This window comes from Streptomyces sp. AJS327, assembly GCF_013450295.1.
Lineage (GTDB): Bacteria > Actinomycetota > Actinomycetes > Streptomycetales > Streptomycetaceae > Streptomyces.
The window spans coordinates 1,915,335-1,936,467 of record NZ_SKBR01000002.1 but is presented as its reverse complement, the minus strand read 5'-3'; the positions used below and the strand labels follow the sequence as shown (position 1 = coordinate 1,936,467).

The following is a 21,133-nucleotide window of genomic DNA, read 5'->3' as shown; positions in this document are numbered from 1 at the left end:
ACGGTCAGCGGCGCCCGACGCCCGTGTACTGCTCGGCGAAGGAGGTGGCCTCCGCCGTGGAGCCGAGGAGCCGCTCGAAGCGGGCCCGGCGTATCCGGCGGCTGAACACCGGCTCGTCGGGGGCCACATGGAGCAGTGAGGTCATGTGCGCCGAGAACTCCTGGCCCTGCCAGGCGAGTCGGAGCGCGGTGTCGGCGTACGCGTCGAGCGCCTCCCGCCTTCCGTCGCGGAACCAGGCGGTGAGGCCCTCGGCGAGCAGCCGCGCGTCGGCGACCGCCAGGTTGAGGCCCTTGGCGGCGCTGGGCGGCACGATGTGCGCGGCGTCGCCGACCAGGAACAGCCGCCTGTACTGCATCGGTTCGGCGACGTGGCTGCGGAGTGGGACGAGGACCCTCTCCAGGATCGCGCCGGTGGGGAGCGAGCCGTCACCGCCCGCGAGCCGGAAGTCCAGTTCCCGCCAGATGTCCTCGTCGGTGCGGTCGTCGATGCCCTCGTCCCTGCCGACCTGGAGGTAGAGGCGGCTGACGGAGGTCGAGCGCATGCTCTGGAGCGCGAACCCGTGGTCGCTGACCGCGTAGATCAGCTCGGGCGACATGGGTGGGGCGGCGGCGAGCACCCCGAGCCAGGCGAAGGGGTACTCGGTGTCGTGGCCGCTGAGCGCGCGGGGCCCGACGGCGCGGCGGCTCACCCCGTGGAACCCGTCGCAGCCAGCCAGGAACTCGCAGTGGATCTCGGTGAGTTCACCGTCGAGCGTGCAGCGCACCACGGCGCCGTCGGCGGTGACGGAGGCGATCTGGGCGTCCTCGACACCGAAGTACAGCCGCTCGCAGTCGCCGTCGGCGTCCCGCGCGGCGAGGAGGTCCTTGACGACCTCCTGCTGCCCGTACATCGACACCGAGGCACCGCAGAGCGCGGCGAAGTCCAGCCGGTGTGCCTCACCGTCGAGTCGCCACTGGAAGCCCTCGTGGACCAGGCCCTCGCGCTCCAGGCGCTCGGCGACCCCGGCTTCCCGCAGGGTGTCGACGGTGCCCTGTTCGAGCAGTCCGGCGCGTATCCGCTTCTCGACGTAGGCGCGTGTGCGCTTCTCCAGGACGAGGGACGGGACACCGGCGAGCTTCAGCAGCCGGGAGAGCAGGAGGCCGGAGGGGCCCGCGCCGATGACGCACACGGGGGTGCGCAGAACTCTGGTCACAGTGTCACCTCACCGGTGTCCGCCACCGACAGCCGTGCGGTCAGCGGGAGTTCGGACGAGGACGGGCCGACGGAGAGGGTGCGGGCACCGGCGCCGACGGTCCACTCGCGGGTGGTGGGGTCCCAGTACCGGAAGCGTTCGGCGGGCAGTTCGACGGTGAGGCGGGTCGACTCGCCCGGTTCGAGGCGGGCGGCCGCGTATCCGGCCAGGGCCTTCGGGGCCTGGGTGACGCCGAGGCCGGGAGCGGCTCCGAGGTAGACCTGGGCGATCTCGCGGCCGCTCCGGTCGCCGGTGTTCCGGACGGTGAACTCGGCGCGGAGGGCGCCGTCCTGGACGCTCAGCGCGAGGTCCTCGTAGCCGAACGTGGTGTAGCTGAGCCCGTGTCCGAAGGGGAACAGCGGGGCGGTGCCGGTGTGGTCGTGCCAGCGGTAGCCGCTGAGGACGCCCTCCGAGTAGGCGACCGTGCCGTTGGCGCCCGGGTAGCTCAGCGGGTCGTCCGTGAAGGGGGTGGCCCCGCTGCCGGTCGGGAAGGACTGGGTGAGTTTGCCGCTCGGGTTCACGTCCCCGAAGAGCAGCGCGGCGGTGGCCTCGGCGCCCTGCTCGCCCGGGTACCAGACGCCCAGGACGGCGGCGGTGTCGTCGAGCCAGGGCATCGGGACCGAGGAGCCGGTGTTGAGGACGACCACGGTGTTCGGGTTTGCCCGGGCCACCTCGGCTATCAACTGGTTCTGAAGGCCGGGGAGTTCGAGCGCGGGCCGGTCGATGAGCTCGGCCAGCTCGTCGTACGCGTACACGACGGCCACCTCGGCGCCGCGGGCCGCCTCGACGGCCTCCGCGATGTCCTCCCGTGCCTGCCGCGGGGTGACCCAGCCGAGGGTGAGCCGGACCGGGTTGGCGGGCACCGGCAGGGCGGAGAGGACCAGCCCGTAGGTGCCGGGCTCCAGATCGACGGTGAGGCCCGCGGTGTCCCCGAAGGAGCTGCCTGCGAAGACCCGCGGGTGACCCTCCAGGTCGATGGCGGCGTAGCCGCCGAGCGCGGTGACCGCGATCCGGTAGCGGCCCGCCTCCTCGATGGTGAGACGGCCCTCGTAGAAGTAGTCGGGCTCGTCGGAGGGTCCCGCGGGGACCTCGCCGGACCGGAAGGGCGGCTGGAGCGCGGACTCCGGCACGGGGCGGCCCGCCGGGTCCTCGCCGACACGGAAGGTGACCCGCTCCGCGCCGAGCCGCTCGGTGAGCACGTCGAGCGGGGTGCTCTGCCGCTCGGGCACCACCAGGGCGCTGCCGACACCGGCGCTCTTCGGGGTGACGGCGGGCCGGCCGATGACCGCCAGGCCCCCGGCGGACAGGGCCCGCTCGCTGAGCGGGAGGACGCCCCGGGGGTTGTGCAGCAGCACGCTGCCCGCCTGGGCGATCTCCCGGGACAGCGCGCGACCGTGCTCGGCGTCGCGTTCGGTGACCGGGGCCTGGGCGCCGTCGAGCAGGCCGAAGCGGGACATCTGGCCGAGGACACGGGCGACCGTACGGTCCAGGACCTTCTCGTCGACGCGGCCCTCGGCGATGGCGGCGGCCAGCGGCGCCCCCAGGTGCCTGCCGTCCGGCATCTCCTGGTCGAGTCCGCGCTCGATGGCGGCCGTGTCGTGTACCGCGTCCCAGTCGGACATCACCCAGCCGGTGAAGCCCCACTCGTCGCGCAGCAGGGTGGTGAGCAGCGCCTCGTTCTGGCAGGAGAAGTCGCCGTTGACGCTGTTGGTGGCGCCCATCAGGGCGCCCGCTCCCGCCTCCACCACGGCCTGGAAGGCGGGGAGTTCGAGTTCCCTGAGGGTCCGTTCGTCGACGCGCACGTCGACGGTCATGCGGCCCTCCTCCTGGTTGTTGGCCGCGAAGTGCTTGGGCATGGCGATGACGCCCCGCGACTGGATGCCGCGGACCACGGCGGTGCCCATCGCGGTGACGAGGAGCGGGTCCTCGCCGTACAGCTCGAAGTTGCGGCCGCCGAAGGGCTGGCGGAGCAGGTTGAGCATCGGGCCGATGAGCACGTCCTGGCGCTTGGCGCGCGCCTCGTGGCCCAGGAACTCCCCGTACTGGCGGGCGAGTTCGTCGTCGAAGGAGCAGGAGAGCGCGATCGGTGCGGGCAGTGCCGTGGTGGTGTGCCGCTTCATGCGCACGCCCGCCGGGCCGTCGGTCATCCGCAGCGGGGGGACGCCGAGCCGCGGGACACCCGGGATGTAGCCGGACTGGCCGAGCTTCTCCGGGTCGTCGGCACCGTGCGCGAAGGAGAGTTTCTCCTCCAGGGTCATCGCCTCGACCAGTGCGGACACGGGGTCGGTGGGGTGCGCGGTCACAGGGGGTCACTTCCGTTCGCTTCGACGGGGGCGGCCGCGGCGGCGAGCCGCGGGGCGCGCAGGGCGCGGGCCGGAGCGGCGGCCTTGAGGAGCATCTCCTCGTACTCCTCGTCCGGGTCGGAGGCGAGCACGATCGCTCCCCCCGCGCCCAGCTTCCAGTGGCCGCCGGAGCGCACCAGGGTGCGGATGACGATGTTCAGGTCGGCGCTGCCGTTGCAGGCGAGGTAGCCGAGCGATCCGGAGTACACGCCCCGGGGGCGCCGCTCCAGGGACTCGATGATCTCCAGGGTGCGCTGCTTGGGCGCGCCGGTCATGGAGCCGCCCGGGAAACAGGCACGTACGCAGTCCACCGCGTCGGTTCCCGCGCCGAGTCGTCCCTGGACGGTGGTGACCAGCTGGTGCACGGTGGCGTAGCTCTCGGTGGCCATGAGCACCGGCACCCGGACGCTGCCGACCTCGCAGACCCGGCCGAGGTCGTTGCGGAGCAGGTCGACGATCATCAGGTTCTCGGCGCGGGTCTTGGCGCTGGCCGCCAGTTCCCGGCGGATCGCCTCGTCCTCCTCGGGGGTGGCACCGCGCGGGGCGGTGCCCTTGATCGGCTTCGTCTCGGCGAGCCCCGCCGTGTCGATGCGCAGGAAGCGCTCGGGTGAGGAGCAGGCCACGTCGACGTCGTCGAGGTGCAGATAGGCCGCGTAGGGGGCCGGGTTGAGGCGGCGCAGCCGGCGGTAGGTGTCCCAGCCGTCGTCCCCGCCGGGCAGGTCGGCGCTGTTGGTGAGGCAGATCTCGTAGCTCTCGCCCCGGTGGAGGTAGGTCTGGCAGAGGGTGACGGCCTCGGTGTAGTCGGCCCGCCCCCGGTCGAGGAAGGGCTCGACGGAGAGGGGGTCGGCCGGTTCCGGTTCGGGCAGCGGGCGCAGGGCGTCGAGGCGCTTCCCGGTGCGGGTCAGCCAGTCCTCCGCGGTTCGCTCGTCAGCGCCGTCCGCGCTGAGCGCGAGGAGGTAGGTGCGCTCCTCCCGGTGGTCCACGGCGAGGAACCGGTCGGCGAACAGCCAGACGGCGTCGGGGGTTTCGGCCCGCTGGGAGCCGGGGGCCCCGCAGTCGGCGCGCGTCTCGTAGCCGAGGTAGCCGACATAGCCGCCGGTGAAGTCGAAGGGCAGTTCGGGGGCCTCGATATGGCGGCGGCCCAGCTCCCGCTGGAGGTAGTCGAGTACGGACTCCTGGTGGGTGGCTGGGGTGGCCGAGGAGACCCGGACCTCGCGGTCGGTGACCGAGTAGCGCACGGTCTCGGCGAGCGGGCCGGTGGCGTCGCCCAGGAAGGAGAACCGGGACAGGCCCTCGCTCACCCGCGCGCTGTCCAGCCAGAAGGCGTGGGTGGCGCCGGAGTACAGCTCGGCGAAGGCGGCCTCACAGTCGACGGCGCGTTCCAGGACGCGCACGTGCAGGCGGTAGCGCAGGGCCTCGGCGGGGCGAGCCGGTTCGGCGGCGCGGGCGGGCGCGGTGGTGGCCGGTGCGGGCCTGCGGCCGGTGCGCCGCTGGTCGCCGAGGGTCAGGTCGCGGAAGTTGGCCATCATCCGCAGCCCGTACTCGGTCTCCACCGACTCGGGGTGGAACTGCACGCCCCAGCGCGGCAGCCGCCGGTGCCGCAGGGCCATGACCACGCCGTCCTCCGCCCGGGCGATCACCTCAAGGTCCGGGGGCAGGGGTTCGGCGACACAGAGTGAGTGGTAGCGGACGGCGCCGAACGTCTCCGGGACGCCGTCGAAGAGGGGGTCGCCGTCGTGGGTGACCCGGGCGACCTGGCCGTGCCGGGCCGCCGGGGCCGCGACCACCGAGCCGCCCTCGCAGACCGCCAGTCCCTGGTGGCCGAGGCAGACCCCGAGCACCGGCAGTCCGGCCTTGCGCAGCACGTCGGTGGAGACGCCGAAGTCGCGGGCGCGGGAGGGGTGTCCGGGGCCCGGCGAGATCACCAGGTTGTCGTAGGCGTCCAGGTCGGGGAAGACGTCCGTGTCATTCGGGACCACGACGGGGTCCTCGCCGTTCACCTGGGCGAGCAGGTGGAAGAGGTTGTAGGTGTACGAGTCGTGGTTGTCTATCAGCAGCGTGCGCACGGGCTCACTCACTTCCCGCTGCGGGACGGCGTGAGCCGGTCCAGTCGGTCGAGGCACTCCTGGGGACGGTGGACCGGCGCCAGGGTGTCGAGGTGGCCGTCCGGCCGTACCAGAGCGATCACCGGTTCCGGCCCGAACCCCGGGAGGAGGGTACGGCGGTGCTCCGCGCCGAGTTCGGCCAGGTCGTGCACGGCGACGCGGGGGGTCAGGGTGCGCGCCGCCCGGGCGGCGCGCGTGGGCCAGTCGTCACCGGCCGTGGCTCCGGGCCACAGCAGCGCGAGGTGGCCGCTTCGCGGTAGTCGCGGGGCGCCGGGGTCGCGGCGGGTGGTGTGGAAGAAGGGGACCCGGTCGCCGGGGGCCAGGCGCCGGTGCAACGGGGTGCGCCACAGCGGTTCGTCCCGCTCGGCGTAGCTGAGCCCGATCTGGCTCATCAGCGGGGCGCCGACCCGGCGCAGGAAGCCGGAGTTCTCGGCGGCGGTCAGGGCCTCGTCGCGGCGTTCGGCGTCCTCGGGGGTCTGGGGGGCGGAGAGCTCCATCTCGGTGCGGATCACGGTGCGCACCTGCTCCACCGCGGTCCGCCGTTCCCGGTCGTAGTCGTCCAGCAGGCTCTGGCCGTACGCGCCGCCGATCACCCCGGCCAGTCGCCAGCCGAGGTTGCAGGCGTCCTGGAGGCCGATGTTGAGGCCCTGTCCGCCGAGCGGCACCACCGAGTGCGCGGCGTCCCCGGCGAGCAGCACGCGCCCCTCGCGGAAGCGTTCGGCGACCCCGGGCCGGGGGAAGTAGGTGCGCTTCCACAGCGGCTCACCGAGGGTGTACGGGAGGCTGGTGCGCTGGTCGGTCATCTCCTGCCAGTCCGCGAGGGGCCGCTCGGACCAGTCCTCCTCACCGGGCAGCAGCACCGTCGCGAGGCGGCAGAGCCCGTCCGGCAGGTGCACCAGCGGGAGCATTCCGGTGGGCCCGTAGTGGTACTCGACCCCGGAGACGGCCGGCCCCTCGATGGGGAAGTCGCCGAGCGCGATGCCCAGCGGGAAGGGCAGTCCCGGGTAGGGGATGCCGAGCAGTCGGCGTACCAGGCTGCCCGCCCCGTCGGCGCCGACCAGCCACGGCACCTCGGTCTCCTCGGTGCGCCCATCGCGGTGGGCGAGGATCGCCCGGGGCAGTTCGCCGGAGGTGTCCAGCCCGGTCAGTTCGGTGCCGCACTCGACGGTGCCGCCGAGTTCGGTGAGCCGTGCCCAGAGCAGGTCCTCCAGTTCGCGCTGGACGACGCCGAGCCCGAAGGGGTACGGCGAGTCCAGCTCCTGGAGCGGGACGGTGGCCAGACGGCGGCCCTTGGCGAAGAAGCTGACGTCGTGGGCGGGGCGGCCGCGCGCGACCAGCCGTTCGGCGACGCCCGTCCCCTCCAGGAGTTCGAGGACACGCGGCCAGATCATCACGGCCCGCGAGTGCGGGTCGCTGTCCGCGAGCGAGGGTTTGGAGTCGACGAGCCGCACCGGCACGCCCTGGTCGAGCAGGTCGCAGGCGAGCAGGGAGCCGACGGCGCCGCCGCCGACGATCAGCACCTCGGGGGCGGTCATATCGTGGCCGCCTCTCCGCCACCCAGATGTGCTTCGAGGGCGTCGGCGGCGGCACGGGCGCCTCCGGCCTCCCGCACCCGCTCGCGCATCGCTGTGGCGCGGGCCGCGGTCTCCGGGGCGGCGTGCACCGCCCGTACGGCGTCCAGGAGTTCGGCGCCGGAGGCGGCGGGGGCGAGACGGCGGCCGAGGCCGAGCTGGGCGACCCGGTCGGCGATGATCTCCTGCTCGACCATCTGCGGGACGGTCACCATCGGCGCGGCGAAGGCCAGCGCCTCCATGGTGGAGCCCATTCCGCCGTGGGTGACGAACACGTCCGCCTGCTCCAGCACCGACAACTGCGGTACACGCGTGTGCACTTCGACGTGGTGCGGCGGGCTGCCGAGCACCGCGGGGTCGGTCTCGGCGCCGACGGACATCACCGTGTGGAACTCGCTTCCCGCGAAGGCCTCCAGGCAGCCCCGGTAGAAGTCGGTGGCCTGGTTGAAGACGGTGCCGAGGGAGACGAGGACCACCGGCCGCCCGTCCTCGGGGCGCCGCCACTCCCCCTCGTCGGCGCGTCCGCCGAGGCTCGGGCCGACGAAGTGGTAGTGCGCGCCGAAGGTCCGCTGCTCCGGCTGGAACTCCCGGGGGAGGAAGGCCAGGTTCAGCTCCTCCTCGAAGTCCATGAACTCCTCCGTTGACAGGCCCCCGAGTCCGGCCGCGTCCAGGAACCCGGCCAGCCTGCGGTCGAACTCGGCGCCGTTGGCCTCGTGGTGGGGGGCACGGCCGGTGCGCGCCACCATCTCGTCCATCAGCGCCCAGCCCCGGCTGGAGGCGAGGCTGGGGAAGAACTGCGCCGCCCGGCAGCCCCAGCGGCGCGCCAGCGCCCGCCCGGCGAAGGGCACCGTGTTGTCGTAGACGACGAGGTCGGGCGCGCCGTCCGCGAACTCCCGCTCGGCGAGGGCGATCCGTTCCTCGCTGCCGTGCAGGAAGAACAGCGGCAGCGCGCCCGGGTCGTTGTCGGTGAAGGCGCGCCGCGACTGGCTCGCCGGGGCGGCGATGTCGTACCGGCACACCGAGGCGCCCAGCCCGGCGAGCCGTTCCGCGAAGGCGCCGGTGGTGAAGTACGTGACCCGGTGGCCACGGGCGACCAGCTCCTCGACGACGCCGAAGGTGGGCGAGACGTGACCGTGCGCCGCCACGCTGAAGAATGCGATCTGTGCCATCAGTTTCCCCGGGGGACGTGCCGGATGGGCCCGGTCAGATCCCGACCTCTCCGTCCAGGATGTCGAACAGTTCCTCGTCGGACGCGTCCTCCATGGCGGAGGCGTAGTCCGTGGCGCCGCTGCCCGCGGTGCCCGCCTTGGTGCCCGCCGCGCCACCGAGCAGGGCGGCCAGCGCGCGCAGTCGCTCACCGGCGTACGCGCCGGTCGCCGACTCCGGGCCCGCGTCGCGCAACTGGGCTTCCAGCTGGTCCAGGACGCGGATCACGGACCGGTCGGGAGCGTCCGGCGCGGGGGCCAGCTCCTCGTCCAGGTGCCCGGCGAGCAGTACCGGTGTCGGGAAGTCGAAGATCAGCGTGGGCGTCAGCCGCAGTCCGGTCCGCTCCCCGAGCCGGTTGCGCAGCTCGATCGCGCCGAGCGAGTCCAGGCCCAGCTCGCGGAAGGACCGGTCGCCGTCGACCCGGTCGCCGCCCCGGTGGCCGAGTACGGCCGCCACCTCTCCGGTGACCAGGTCGGCCAGCAGTCGCTCGCGGGCGGCCGGGCCGACACCGGCCAACCGCTCGGTGAGCGGCCGCTGTTCGCCGCGACCGCCCCGGCGGGGGGCCGTACTCGCACGGCGTTGGGGGGCGGACCGCCGTACGGCGAGCGGGGCCGCCGGTCCCTCGCGCAGGGTGAGGGCGGCGTCGAGGAGCGCCAGCGCCGCCTCGGTGCCGAGCGGGACGGTGCCGTGCCGGGCCATCCGTGCCACGGCCTCCGGTCCGAGCCGTCCGGCCATGCCCCGCTCCTGCGCCCAGGGGCCCCACCGCAGGGAGAGCGCGGGCAGTCCGAGCGACCTGCGGTGTGCCGCGAAGGCGTCCAGGAACCCGTTGGCGGCGGCGTAGTTGGCCTGGCCGGGGCTGCCGTGCACAGCGGCGGCGGAGGAGAAGAGGACGAAGGCGGCGAGGTTCTGCCCCTCGGTGACCGCGTGCAGGTTCCGGGCCCCCTCGGCCTTCACTCGCATCACCCGGGCGAACTGCTCCTCGGTCAGCCCGGTCACGAGTCCGTCGTCCACGATCCCGGCCGCGTGCACCACCGCGGACAGCGGCCGGTCCAGGCCCGCCACCACGTGTGCCAGGGCCTCCCGGTCGGTCACGTCACACGCCGCGAGGGTGACGTCGGCGCCCAACTCCCGGAGTTCGGCGACCAGTCGGGCGTGCTCCTCGTTCCCGGCGGTGCGGCTGAGCAGCACCAGCGTCCGCACACCGTGCCGCTTCACGAGGTGCTGGGCGAGGACGGCGCCGAGGCCGCCGGTTCCACCGGTGATGAGCACGGGCCCGTCGCCCAGCGCCACCTCCGTGGCGTCCTCCCCCCGCACCGGGACCTCCCGTGGAGTGACCACCTTCCCGTCGCGTACGGCGAGTTCGCGCGCGTCCGAGCGCAGCGCCGCGGCGGTCGGCGCGCCCTCGCACTCCACCACCGTGATCGCGCCCGGGTGTTCGGACTGGGCGGTGCGCAGCAGGGCCCGTACCGCGGCGTGCGTGGTGGACCCCGCCTCCGGCTCCGGCACGGTCAGCAGCAGCCGGGCGCTGTCGTGCGGGCGCCCGTCGAACCACTCCCGCAGCAGCGCGACCGTCTCGCCCACGGCGGCCTCGGCCTCGGCTACCGTCCCCGCGCCCTGGGCGAGTTCGAGGCGCCGCACCACCACGTCGGGCAGCTCGGAGGAGTCCGCGAGCGCCGTCAGATCCTTGTGGTGGCTGGCGCCCAGTGCCTCGGCGACCGCCGCCGCCTCCGCTCCGAGTACGGCCACTCCGCCCTGGAACCGCTCGTCCTCGTCCGGCCCGTGCTCCTCGGCGGGCTCCCAGACCGTCTCCAGCAGCTGGGCGTCCGAGGGGGCCAGGTCGGCGGCGGGTGGCCGCCGCAGCGTGAGCGAGCGCAGTTCGGCCACCGGTTCACCGGTCATGTCCGTGACGGACAGGGTGAGTTCGTCCGGTCCCAGCCGGTCGAGTCGCACCCGCGCCTCGGCCGGGCCCGGGCGGTACACGGTCAGCCCCTGCCAGACGAAGGGCAGTCGCCCCACCTCGTCCGAGGCACCTGGCGACGCCACGAAACCGGTGTGCAGCGCCGAGTCGAGCAGCGCGGGGTGCAGGATGAAGCGTTCCGCGTCCGCCGCCTCCGACTCCTCGATCCGCACCTCGCCGAAGACCTGGTCGCCGAGCCGCCAGGCACGCCGCAGCCCACGGAACACGGGGCCGTAGCCGAAACCCATGTCCCCGGCGCGCGCGTAGGTGTCGTCGGTGTCCACGGGTTCGGCGCCCACCGGCGGCCACACGGTCTCCGGGGCCCCCGTCGTCTCGTCCGTCTCGTCGGCCTCCTCGGCCAGCACGCCCACCGCGTGCCGGGTCCACTCGCTCTCCCCGGCGGGCCGCGCGTGCACGGCGACCGGACGGCGACCGGGCTCCTCGGCCGCGGCCACCGCGACGTGGAGTTCCACGGCGGAGCCACCCGGCAGCACCAGCGGAGCCAGCACGGTCAGTTCGGCGAGTACCGGGTGTCCGGTCTCCCCGCCCGCCTCCAGGGCGAGTTCGGCGAAGCCGGTGCCCGGCAGGATCGCCGTCCCGTTCACCACGTGGTCAGCGATCCACGGGTGGGTGCGTGCCGACAGCCGCCCGGTGAACAGCACCTCGTCCGAGCCCGGGGGCCGCAACGGCGCCCCGAGCAACGGGTGGTTCCCCTCCTCGGGCGCCCGGCCGGTCCCCGGCCTTGGCCAGTACCGGTCACGCCGGAACGGCCGCCTCGGCAGCTCGACCGTGCCCGCGGCCACGGGACCGAAGTAGGCGGCCCAGTCCACCGGGACGTCCCAGGTGAACAGCGCGCCGAGGGCGGCGGCCACTGTGGCCCGCTCGGAGCGGCCGTGCCGCAGGAGGGCGGTGAGGTCGTGGGCGAGGGCGGGGGGCCTCCCCGGGGCCGGACGGGACGTTCCCGTCACGGGCTCCGGCTCCGGTCGCGACTGCGGTTCCGGCTCCGGCAGGCACTCCCGGGCGGCGGCGGTCAGTACGGCGTCGGGGCCCAACTCGACGTAACGGGTGACGCCCCGCTCGGCGAGGGTGCGAACACCGTCGAGGAACAGGACGGACTGCCGCACGTGCCGGACCCAGTACCCCGCGTCCGACAGCTCACCGGGCACCGCCACACGACCGGTGACGTTGGAGACCACCGGGATCCGCGGCTCGGACAACTCCACCTCGCGGAGTGCCGCGGCGAACTCGTCGAGCATCGGCTCCATCAACGGCGAGTGGAAAGCGTGACTCACCTCCAGCTGCTTGGTCCGATGACCGGCCTCACGGGCCGTGTTAGCGATCCGCGCCACCGCGTCCGCGTCGCCCGACACCACCACCGACGCCGGACCATTCACCGCCGCCACCCCAACCCGACCCTCATACCCCGACACCAACTCCCCCACCACCGACGGCGACACCCCCACCGCCACCATCACCCCACCCCCCGGCAACGCGTCCATCAACCGTCCCCGCGCGGCGACGAGTCGAGCCGCGTCCGGCAACGAGAACACCCCCGCCACACAAGCCGCCGCCACCTCACCTATGGAATGCCCCAGCAGGTAGTCCGGCCGCACACCCCACGACTCCAACAACCGGAACAACGCCACCTCCACCGCGAACAACCCCGCCTGCGCCCACACCGTCCGACCCAACAACACAGCGTCATCACCAAACACCACACCCCGCACCGACCCACCCAGATGACCATCCAACTCCCCACACACCTCATCGAACACAGCCGCGAACACCGGAAACACCCCATACAACTCCCGCCCCATACCCAACCGTTGCGACCCCTGACCCGAGAACAGGAAGGCCAGGCCACCGGGGAGGGGCGCTGCCGAGCGCGTCAGTCCGTCGAAGGCCCCGGGCAAGGGGCGTTCGTCGTCGGCGAGCACGACGGCACGGTGCGCGAAGGCGGCGCGGCCCACGGCGAGTGAACGGCCGACGACGGCGGCCGGGGCCGGATGCGCGGCCAGGTGCTCCCGCAGCGCGTCGGCGTGGGCGATGAGTCCGTCCCGGGAGGCTGCCGACAGCAGCAGGGGGACCGTGCCGGACGGCTCCGAGTGCCCCTCCACGGCGGGGGGTTCGGGGGCCTCCTCCAGGATGATGTGGGCGTTGGTGCCGCTGATCCCGAACGAGGAGACCCCCGCCCGACGCGGACGCCCCTCCACCACCGGCCACTCCCGCTCCTCCCCCAACAACCGCACCCCACCCGAAGACCAATCCACCAACGAAGACGGCTCCTCCACAAACAACGTCCGCGGCAACACCCCCCACCGCATCGCCATCACCATCTTGATCACACCCGCCACACCCGCAGCCGCCTGCGTATGACCAAGATTCGACTTCACCGACCCCAACCACAACGGCCGACCAACCTCCCGACCCCGCCCATACACCCCCAACAACGCCTCCGCCTCAATCGGATCACCCAACACCGTCCCCGTCCCATGCCCCTCCACCACATCCACCCCACCCACACCCACCCCACCATCCACCAACGCACCACGAATCACCCGCCGCTGAGCCACCCCATTCGGCGCCGACAAACCATTCGACGCACCATCCTGATTCACCGCACACCCCCGCACCACACCCCACACCTCATGACCCAACCGCCGCGCCACCGACAACCGCTCCACCAACACCAACCCCACACCCTCACCCCACCCCGTACCATCCGCACCCCCACCAAACGCCCGACACCGCCCATCACCCGACAACCCACCCTGCCGACTGAAATCCACAAACGAACCCGGCGTCGACATCACCGTCACACCACCCGCCACCGCCACATCACACTCACCCCGCCGCAACGACTCCACAGCCAACCGCAACGCCACCAACGACGACGAACACGCCGTATCCACCGTCAACGCAGGACCCTCAAACCCATAGAAATACGCCAACCGACCCGACAACACGCTGCCGGCCAGGCCGGTGCTGAGGTAGCCCTCGACGCCTGGCTCCTCGGCGAGGCGGAGCGCGTAGTCGTGGTACATCTGCCCGGCGAAGACACCGGTGCGGCTGCCGCGCAGGGACTCGGGGTCGATCCCGGCGTGTTCGAAGAGTTCCCAGGAGGTCTCCAGCAACAACCGCTGCTGCGGATCCATCGCCAACGCCTCACGCGGCGAAATACCGAAGAACTCCGCGTCGAACTCCCCCACCCCCTCCAGAAACCCACCCCCCCTCGCAGAACTCGTCCCCCGGACATCAGGACCACCACCCAACAAAGAATCCAGATCCCACCCCCGATCCTCCGGAAAAGGACCCACCGCGTCCCCACCCGACACCACCAACCGCCACAGATCCTCCGCCGACCGCACACCACCCGGATAACGACACGCCATCCCCACAATGACCACCGGATCATCCCCCACACCCCCCGAACCCACGACCGGCTCCACGACCGACGCGCTCTCCTCCGGGACGCCGGAGAGCGTGTCGTGCAGGAAATCGGCGAGCGCGCGCGGACTGGGGTGGTCGAAGACCAGCGAGGCGGGCAGCGTGAGAGCGGTGAGCGCGGCGAGCCGGTTGCGGAGTTCGACGGCGGCGAGCGAGTCGAAGCCGAGGGCGCGGAAGGACCGGTCCGGGTCGATCGCGTCCCCCGAGGGGTGCATCAGCAGTTCAGCGGCGTGCGAGCGGACGACGTCCAGGAGTTCGGCGCGCCGCTCGTCGGCGGTACGGCCGTCGAGGCGGGCGAGCAGAGCGCCGCCCGCGGGGGTGGACGGGGTGATGACCCGGCGGAGCAGGGGCCGCTCCGCGGCGGGGCCGTGCGCCTCGGCGTAGCGGTCCCAGTCGACGTCGACGACGAGCAGAGCGGCGGGCTCCTGGCGCAGCGCCACCTCCAGGGCCCGCAGGGCGGTCGCGGGGCGCATCGGCCGGAAGCCGGTGCGCCGCACGCGGTCACGGACCGTGCCGTCCGCGGCGGCCATGCCGTCGCCCTGCCAGGCGCCCCAGGCCACGGCGGTGGCGGGCAGGCCCTGGAGGCGGCGGCGCTCGGCGAGGGCGTCGAGAGCGGCGTTGGCCATGGCGTAGTTGGCCTGGCCCGCGGCGCCGACGACCCCGGCGAGCGAGGAGAACAGGACGAAGGCGTCCAGGTCGTGGCCGCGGGTGAGTCTGTCGAGGTGGAGAGCACCGTCCGTCTTGGCGGCGAGCACTCCGGCGAGGCGCTCGGCGGTGAGCGAGGTGATCACGCCGTCGTCTAGCACTCCGGCCGCGTGCACCACCGCCTTCAGCGGGAGTTCGGCGGGGATGCCGTCGAGGACCGCCGCGAGCGCCTGCTCGTCCGCCACGTCGCAGGTGGCGAGGGTGACCCGGGCTCCCAACTCTTCGAGTTCAGCGGCGAGTTCGGCGGCCCCGGGCGCCTCGGCGCCCCGCCTGCTGGTGAGCAGCAGGTGGGCGGCGCCCGCCGTCGCCAGGCGCCGGGCCAGGTGGGCGCCGAGGGCCCCAGTCCCGCCGGTGATCAGTACGGTTCCGGCCGGCGCCCACTCCTCGTGCGCCTGGACCGGCTCCATCCGCTCCAGACGGCGCGCGTGGACCGCGCCGTCCGGACGCAGGGCGACCTCGTCCTCTCCGACGGCGCCGGAGAGCAGCACGGCGAGCCGCCGTCCCGTCTCCGCGTCCAGTTGGCCGGGAAGGTCCACCACGCCGCCCCAGCCGCCGGGCAGTTCGAGCGCGGCGACGCGACCGAGGCCCCAGAGCTGGGCCTGGGTGGGGTTCACCGTGGCGCCGGGACCGTCGGCCGCCGGTACGGTGACCGCCGCCCGGGTACCGAGCCAGAGCGGTGCGTCAGTCCGCGTGTCGGAGAGTGCCTGGATCAGTGACAGCGTCTGGTACGGGGCGAGTTCACCGTGCGGCAGGGAGAGGATCCCGGCGGGCGGGGCATCGGTGTCATCGAGGACGGCGGCGAGGCGGAGGGCCAGCCGCTGACGGTCGTCGCCCTCGGTCAGGGGCAGCCGGAGCACCCGCGCTCCCGCCTGTTCCAGGGCGGCGGTCACCTCCGCGGGGAGCCCGTCCGCGGCTTCGTCTCGGCCGTCGCTGACCACCACCCAATCACCGCCGAGTGCGGCTGACGTGGCGCCCGGAAAAGCCAACGGCGCGGCCAGCGGCACCTGTTCCCAGGTCGCCCGGTACAGCAGTCCGTCGGGGTCGTCCGTACCGTCCGCCGCCCGTCGCATCGGGGTGTCCGGCCAGTAGCGCCGCCTCGCGAAGGGGTAGGTGGGCAGTCCGGTCCGGCGCGCCCCGGAACCGGCGAAGTAGGCGGCCCAGTCCACCGGGACACCCCAGGTGAACAGTGTGCCGAGCGCGGCGGTCACGGTGGAGGACTCGGAGCGGCCGCGGCGGCACAGGGCGGTGACGCCGGGCGCGAGGGCCCCTTCTCTGCCCGTCGCGGGCAGGCATTCCCGCGCCATCGGGCTCAGTACGGCGTCGGGACCCACTTCGAGGTAACGAGCCACACCCTGCCCGGCGAGCGTACGAACCCCCTCGGCGAACAGCACCGACTCACGCACCTGCCGAACCCAGTACCCCACGTCCGACAGCTCACCGGGCACCGCCACACGACCGGTGACGTTGGAGACCACCGGGATCCGCGGCTCGGACAACTCCACCTCGCGGAGTGCCGCGGCGAACTCGTCGAGCATCGGCTCCATCAACGGCGAGTGGAAAGCGTGACTCACCTCCAACCGCTTCACGCGGTGCCCCAACGCCCGAGCCTCCCCAACAACCTCCGCGACCGCCTCCCCCTCACCCGACACCACCACCGACGCCGGACCATTCACCGCCGCCACCCCAACCCGACCCTCATACCCCGACAACAGGCCCACGACGACCTCGCACGAGGCCCCCACCGCCACCATCACCCCACCCCCAGGCAACGCATCCATCAACCGACCCCGCGCGGCGACGAGTCGAGCCGCGTCCGGCAACGAGAACACCCCCGCCACACAAGCCGCCGCCACCTCACCTATGGAATGCCCCAGCAGGTAGTCCGGCCGCACACCCCACGACTCCAACAACCGGAACAACGCCACCTCCACCGCGAACAACCCCGCCTGCGCCCACACCGTCCGCCCCAACAACACAGCGTCATCACCAAACACCACACCCCGCACCGACCCACCCAGATGACCATCCAACTCCCCACACACCTCATCGAACACAGCCGCGAACACCGGAAACGCCCCATACAACTCCCGCCCCATACCCAACCGTTGCGACCCCTGCCCCGAGAACAGGAAGGCCAACTGGCCGCCCTCGCTCCCGGGGACGTCGCCCGCCACTGTCCCGGCGTCGGCCAGTCCCGCGAGGCCGCGCAGTAGTTCGGCGTGGTGGGCGGCCGTCAGCGCGGCACGGTGCTCCAGCGGGGAGCGGGTGAGCGCGAGGCTCCACGCCACGTCTGGCAACGGGAGTTCGGGCCGGTCGGCCAGGAACGCGTGCAGCGAGGCCGCCTGCGCGCGCAGCCCGTCCGCGTCACGCGCGGAGATGAGGATCGGGAGGGGGGCGCCGTCGGGTGTGCTGGCGGCGGTCCGCGGTTCGGCGGGCGGCGGGGTGGGCGGCTCCTCCAGGATGATGTGGGCGTTGGTGCCGCTGATCCCGAACGAGGAGACCCCCGCCCGACGCGGACGCCCCTCCACCACCGGCCACTCCCGCTCCTCCCCCAACAACCGCACCCCACCCGAAGACCAATCCACCAACGAAGACGGCTCCTCCACGAACAACGTCCGCGGCAACACCCCCCACCGCATCGCCATCACCATCTTGATCACACCCGCCACACCCGCAGCCGCCTGCGTATGACCAAGATTCGACTTCACCGACCCCAACCACAACGGCCGACCAGCCTCCCGACCCCGCCCATACACCCCCAACAACGCCTCCGCCTCAATCGGATCACCCAACACCGTCCCCGTCCCATGCCCCTCCACCACATCCACCCCACCCACACCCACCCCACCATCCACCAACGCACCACGAATCACCCGCCGCTGAGCCACCCCATTCGGCGCCGACAAACCATTCGACGCACCATCCTGATTCACCGCACACCCCCGCACCACACCCCACACCTCATGACCCAACCGCCGCGCCACCGACAACCGCTCCACCAACACCAACCCCACACCCTCACCCCACCCCGTACCATCCGCACCCCCACCAAACGCCCGACACCGCCCATCACCCGACAACCCACCCTGCCGACTGAAATCCACAAACGAACCCGGCGTCGACATCACCGTCACACCACCCGCCACCGCCACATCACACTCACCCCGCCGCAACGACTCCACAGCCAACCGCAACGCCACCAACGACGACGAACACGCCGTATCCACCGTCAACGCAGGACCCTCAAACCCATAGAAATACGCCAACCGACCCGACAACACGCTGCCGGCCAGGCCGGTGCTGAGGTAGCCCTCGACGCCTGGCTCCTCGGCGAGGCGGAGCGCGTAGTCGTGGTACATCTGCCCGGCGAAGACACCGGTGCGGCTGCCGCGCAGGGACTCGGGGTCGATCCCGGCGTGTTCGAAGAGTTCCCAGGAGGTCTCCAGCAACAACCGCTGCTGCGGATCCATCGCCAACGCCTCACGCGGCGAAATACCGAAGAACTCCGCGTCGAACTCCCCCACCCCCTCCAGAAACCCACCCCCCCTCGCAGAACTCGTCCCCCGGACATCAGGACCACCACCCAGCAAAGAATCCAGATCCCACCCCCGATCCTCCGGAAAAGGACCCACCGCGTCCCCACCCGACACCACCAACCGCCACAGATCCTCCGCCGACCGCACACCACCCGGATAACGACACGCCATCCCCACAATGACCACCGGATCATCCCCCACACCCCCCGAACCCACGGGGGACGCGTTCTCCGGGTGCTCCGGCCCTTCGGCCTCCTCCGGCGCGTCGTCGCCGAGGAGTTCGCGTCCGAGGTGGGTGGCGACCGCCCACGGCGTCGGGTGGTCGAACGCCAGGGAGGCCGGGAGAACGAGGCCCGTCACGGAGATCAGCCGGTTGCGCAGTTCCACCGCGGTACGGGAGTCGAACCCCAGCGAACGGAACGCCTTCCGGGGATCCACCGTCCGGGAGTCCGCGAGTCCCAGCAGCTTCGCCATCTCCGCCACGACCGTCTCCAGGAGATGGCGGCGCGTGTCCCCCGGCCTCAGCTCGCGGTACTCCGCGGCGAGTTGACGTGCGCGCTCCGGGTCGGGCCCGGCTCCCGTGGTCGCCGGGGCGGCCACGTCGGCGGTGGCGAGGCGCACCGTCACGGAACGCTCCAGCAGCGCGGCGTCCAGGGCCTCGGCGAGCGCGTCCGGCCCGGTCTCCTCCGGTACGGCGGTGAGCGCGACGGCGAAGCGCCCGGCGGCGGCGAGGCCGCTGACCGTCGCGTCGTGGGCGCCGTCCGCCGAGAGCAGGACCAGCACCGCCTCGGGGTGCGTGGGATCGGGGGCGCCGTCTGGCAGAGGGGCGACCGTGACCTCGGCACCGTGCGTCCCCCGCAGGTGGTCGGCGAGTCCGCGAGCGCCGGTGGCGGACGCCTCGTCATGGACGAGTTCCACGCGGGCGCCCCGCACCGGACTGGTGTCGTCGTCCGGAACCGAGGCGGGCAGCGGCGCACCGTCCGGGTCGAGGAGCCGGGAGTGGTGAGTGGCCGTGCAGGCGAGCAACCGGGACGGCCGCTCGGCGACCTGGTGACGGATCGTCTTGCCGGAGGCGGTGCGCGGAACACTGTCGGTGCGGTGGAGCCGCACGGGCACCTTGAACCAGGCCAGGCGCGCGCGCAGCGCCGCGGTGATCGCCCCCACCGGCAGCGCCTGCCCGGGGCGGGCCACCAGATAGGCGGTGGGGACCTCACCGAGGGTGGTGTGCGGGCGGGCTACCACCGCCACATCAGCGACCTCGGCGCTCTCCCGGATGACGTCCTCGATCTCGGCGGGGTGCATGTTCTCCCCACCGCGGATGATCAGTTCCCGGAGACGGCCGGTGATGCGCAGGTACCCCCGCGCGTCGAGGCGGCCCATGTCCCCCGTCCGGTACCAGACGCCGTCGAAGGCGGCCCTGGTCTGCTCGGGGGCGTTGTGGTAACCGAGCATCAGGCTGGGGCTGTTGACCTGGATCTCGCCCTCGGCTCCGGTGGGCAGCACGGCGCCGGTCTCCGGGTCGGTGACTCGGACGTCGATGCCGGGGACGGGGGTGCCGCAGGAGCCGTGGACACGGTCGCCGTCCGGGGGGTTGCAGGTGATGACGCCGGTGGTCTCCGTGCTGCCGTAGCTGTCGATCAGGGGGATACCGAAGGCGGACTGGAACCGCTCCCCGAGGGCGGCGCTGGTGAGTGAACCGGCCACCAGGAAGGCGCGCAGGCCGTCGAGTTCAAGGCCCTCGTTCTCGGCGCGGTCCACCAGGTAGTGGCACATGGTGGGGACGGCGGCCATCAACGTGCAGGGCTCTTCGCGGAGTTCGGCGACGATCTCCGCGGGCGAGAAGTCGTCGAGGACACGGGCCGTGGCGCCGGCGGCGAGGACCCCGAGGACACCCAGGTTGAAGGCGAAGCTGTGGTGCAGTGGCAGCGGCCACAGCAGGCGGTCGCCGCGGCCGATCCCGAGCACCGACACGTAGCCGTGCACGGCGGACCACAGGGCGGCGTACTGGGTGGAGAGCACGCCCTTGGGTGCCCCGGTGGTGCCGGAGGTGTACAGCATCCAGGCCACCTGGTCGAGCCCGAGGCCGTCCGGGGCGGGGAGGGCGGGCTCGGTGGCGAGGAGTTCCGTGTAGTCGTGGACGTGCCCGGGGCGGGCAGCACGGTCACTCTCCGTGAGATTACGGCCCGTTTCCGGGACGACGACGAACCGCAGATCGTCGCGGAGCCCGGGGAGCCGCCGGAGCCGGGCGAAGCGCGCCTCGTCGGTGATGACGAGAGCGGCCCCCGAGTCGGAGAGGATGTGCGCCAGCTCCGAGTCCCCGGAATTCGGGTTCACCGGAATACCGACGAGTTCGGCACGGGTCAGCGAAAAGGCGCCCTCGATCATTTCCGTACGGTTGCCGAGGCAGACGAGTGCACGCTCCCCCGACCCGATTCCGAACGAAGCGAAGTGGCCGGCGAGGCGCCCGGTGTTCTCCGACAGCTCGGCATAGGTCAGCCGACGCACCCTGTCGGAGTAGGCAACCGCGTTGCCGCATTCCGCGGCATGCGTCCTGAGAATGTCCGAAACGGGACGGATCAGAGCAGCAGCCACTGCATTGACCCCCCACTCGATCAGTCAAAGTCATAAACCGGGAAAGGCACCTTCTGAGCCCCGGCAGGCGGCGGACCGGAAGATCCAGCCAGCCGCCGGGGGCGAGACTAAGCGACGCGCGACCGCAGGGCAACACGTGTGACCCTCTTGACGCTTTCAGGCCCATGCCCCCACTCTCACCTGCGAGTTGAAGCCATGGATCAAGCGGAGCACCGCCACCGAAGCGAACCGCCGCGGCCGCCGTACCCCGGCGCGGACCGCCTCCGGCTGTCCGTTCACGGCGGGCGACTGTACCCTCCAGCCATCACGGGCGCACCCTTCCCGTAGCTGCCGTCGACGCCGAAGCGGGCGACAGTTCACCGAGGAAGAGGGCGACCTTTTCTGGACATTCACCACAGCCGGAGGCGGACACTCCGGCCGACGGCCCCCACCGCAGCCGAA

Annotated in this window: 6 protein-coding genes; all 6 read right to left on the bottom strand. The window is 72.6% G+C overall.

Annotation, left to right across the window (positions count from 1 at the left end; genetic code table 11):
- Positions 1-4: 4 nt before the first annotated feature.
- Genes E0L36_RS17480 through E0L36_RS17455 form a run of 6 tightly spaced genes read right to left on the bottom strand, consistent with a single transcriptional unit; the run spans position 5 to position 20,692 of the window.
- The gene (locus E0L36_RS17480) at positions 5-1,192 is read right to left on the bottom strand and encodes a 4-hydroxybenzoate 3-monooxygenase (protein WP_308416793.1); all 1,188 of its coding nucleotides are present in this window, start codon (positions 1,190-1,192) and stop codon (positions 5-7) included.
- On the bottom strand, positions 1,189-3,534 hold the full coding sequence (locus tag E0L36_RS17475; RefSeq protein WP_219636591.1) for a glycoside hydrolase family 3 protein: 2,346 nt from the start codon (positions 3,532-3,534) through the stop codon (positions 1,189-1,191). The genes E0L36_RS17480 and E0L36_RS17475 overlap by 4 nt, the downstream gene beginning before the upstream one ends.
- Positions 3,531-5,639, bottom strand: coding sequence for an aminodeoxychorismate synthase component I (gene pabB / locus E0L36_RS17470; protein ID WP_180929903.1), 2,109 nt, complete (start codon positions 5,637-5,639; stop codon positions 3,531-3,533). The genes E0L36_RS17475 and pabB overlap by 4 nt, the downstream gene beginning before the upstream one ends.
- A gap of 8 nt (positions 5,640-5,647) precedes the next feature.
- A complete protein-coding gene (locus E0L36_RS17465; protein WP_180929902.1) occupies positions 5,648-7,213 on the bottom strand; it encodes an NAD(P)/FAD-dependent oxidoreductase in 1,566 nt (521 codons plus the stop codon).
- Entirely contained in the window at positions 7,210-8,418 is a 1,209-nt protein-coding gene (locus E0L36_RS17460; RefSeq protein ID WP_180929901.1) for a macrolide family glycosyltransferase, read from the bottom strand. Before E0L36_RS17460 ends, E0L36_RS17465 begins: the two co-directional genes overlap by 4 nt.
- Positions 8,419-8,452: 34 nt before the next feature.
- Entirely contained in the window at positions 8,453-20,692 is a 12,240-nt protein-coding gene (locus E0L36_RS17455) for a type I polyketide synthase (RefSeq protein WP_180929900.1), read from the bottom strand.
- Between the last annotated feature and the right edge of the window lie 441 nt (positions 20,693-21,133).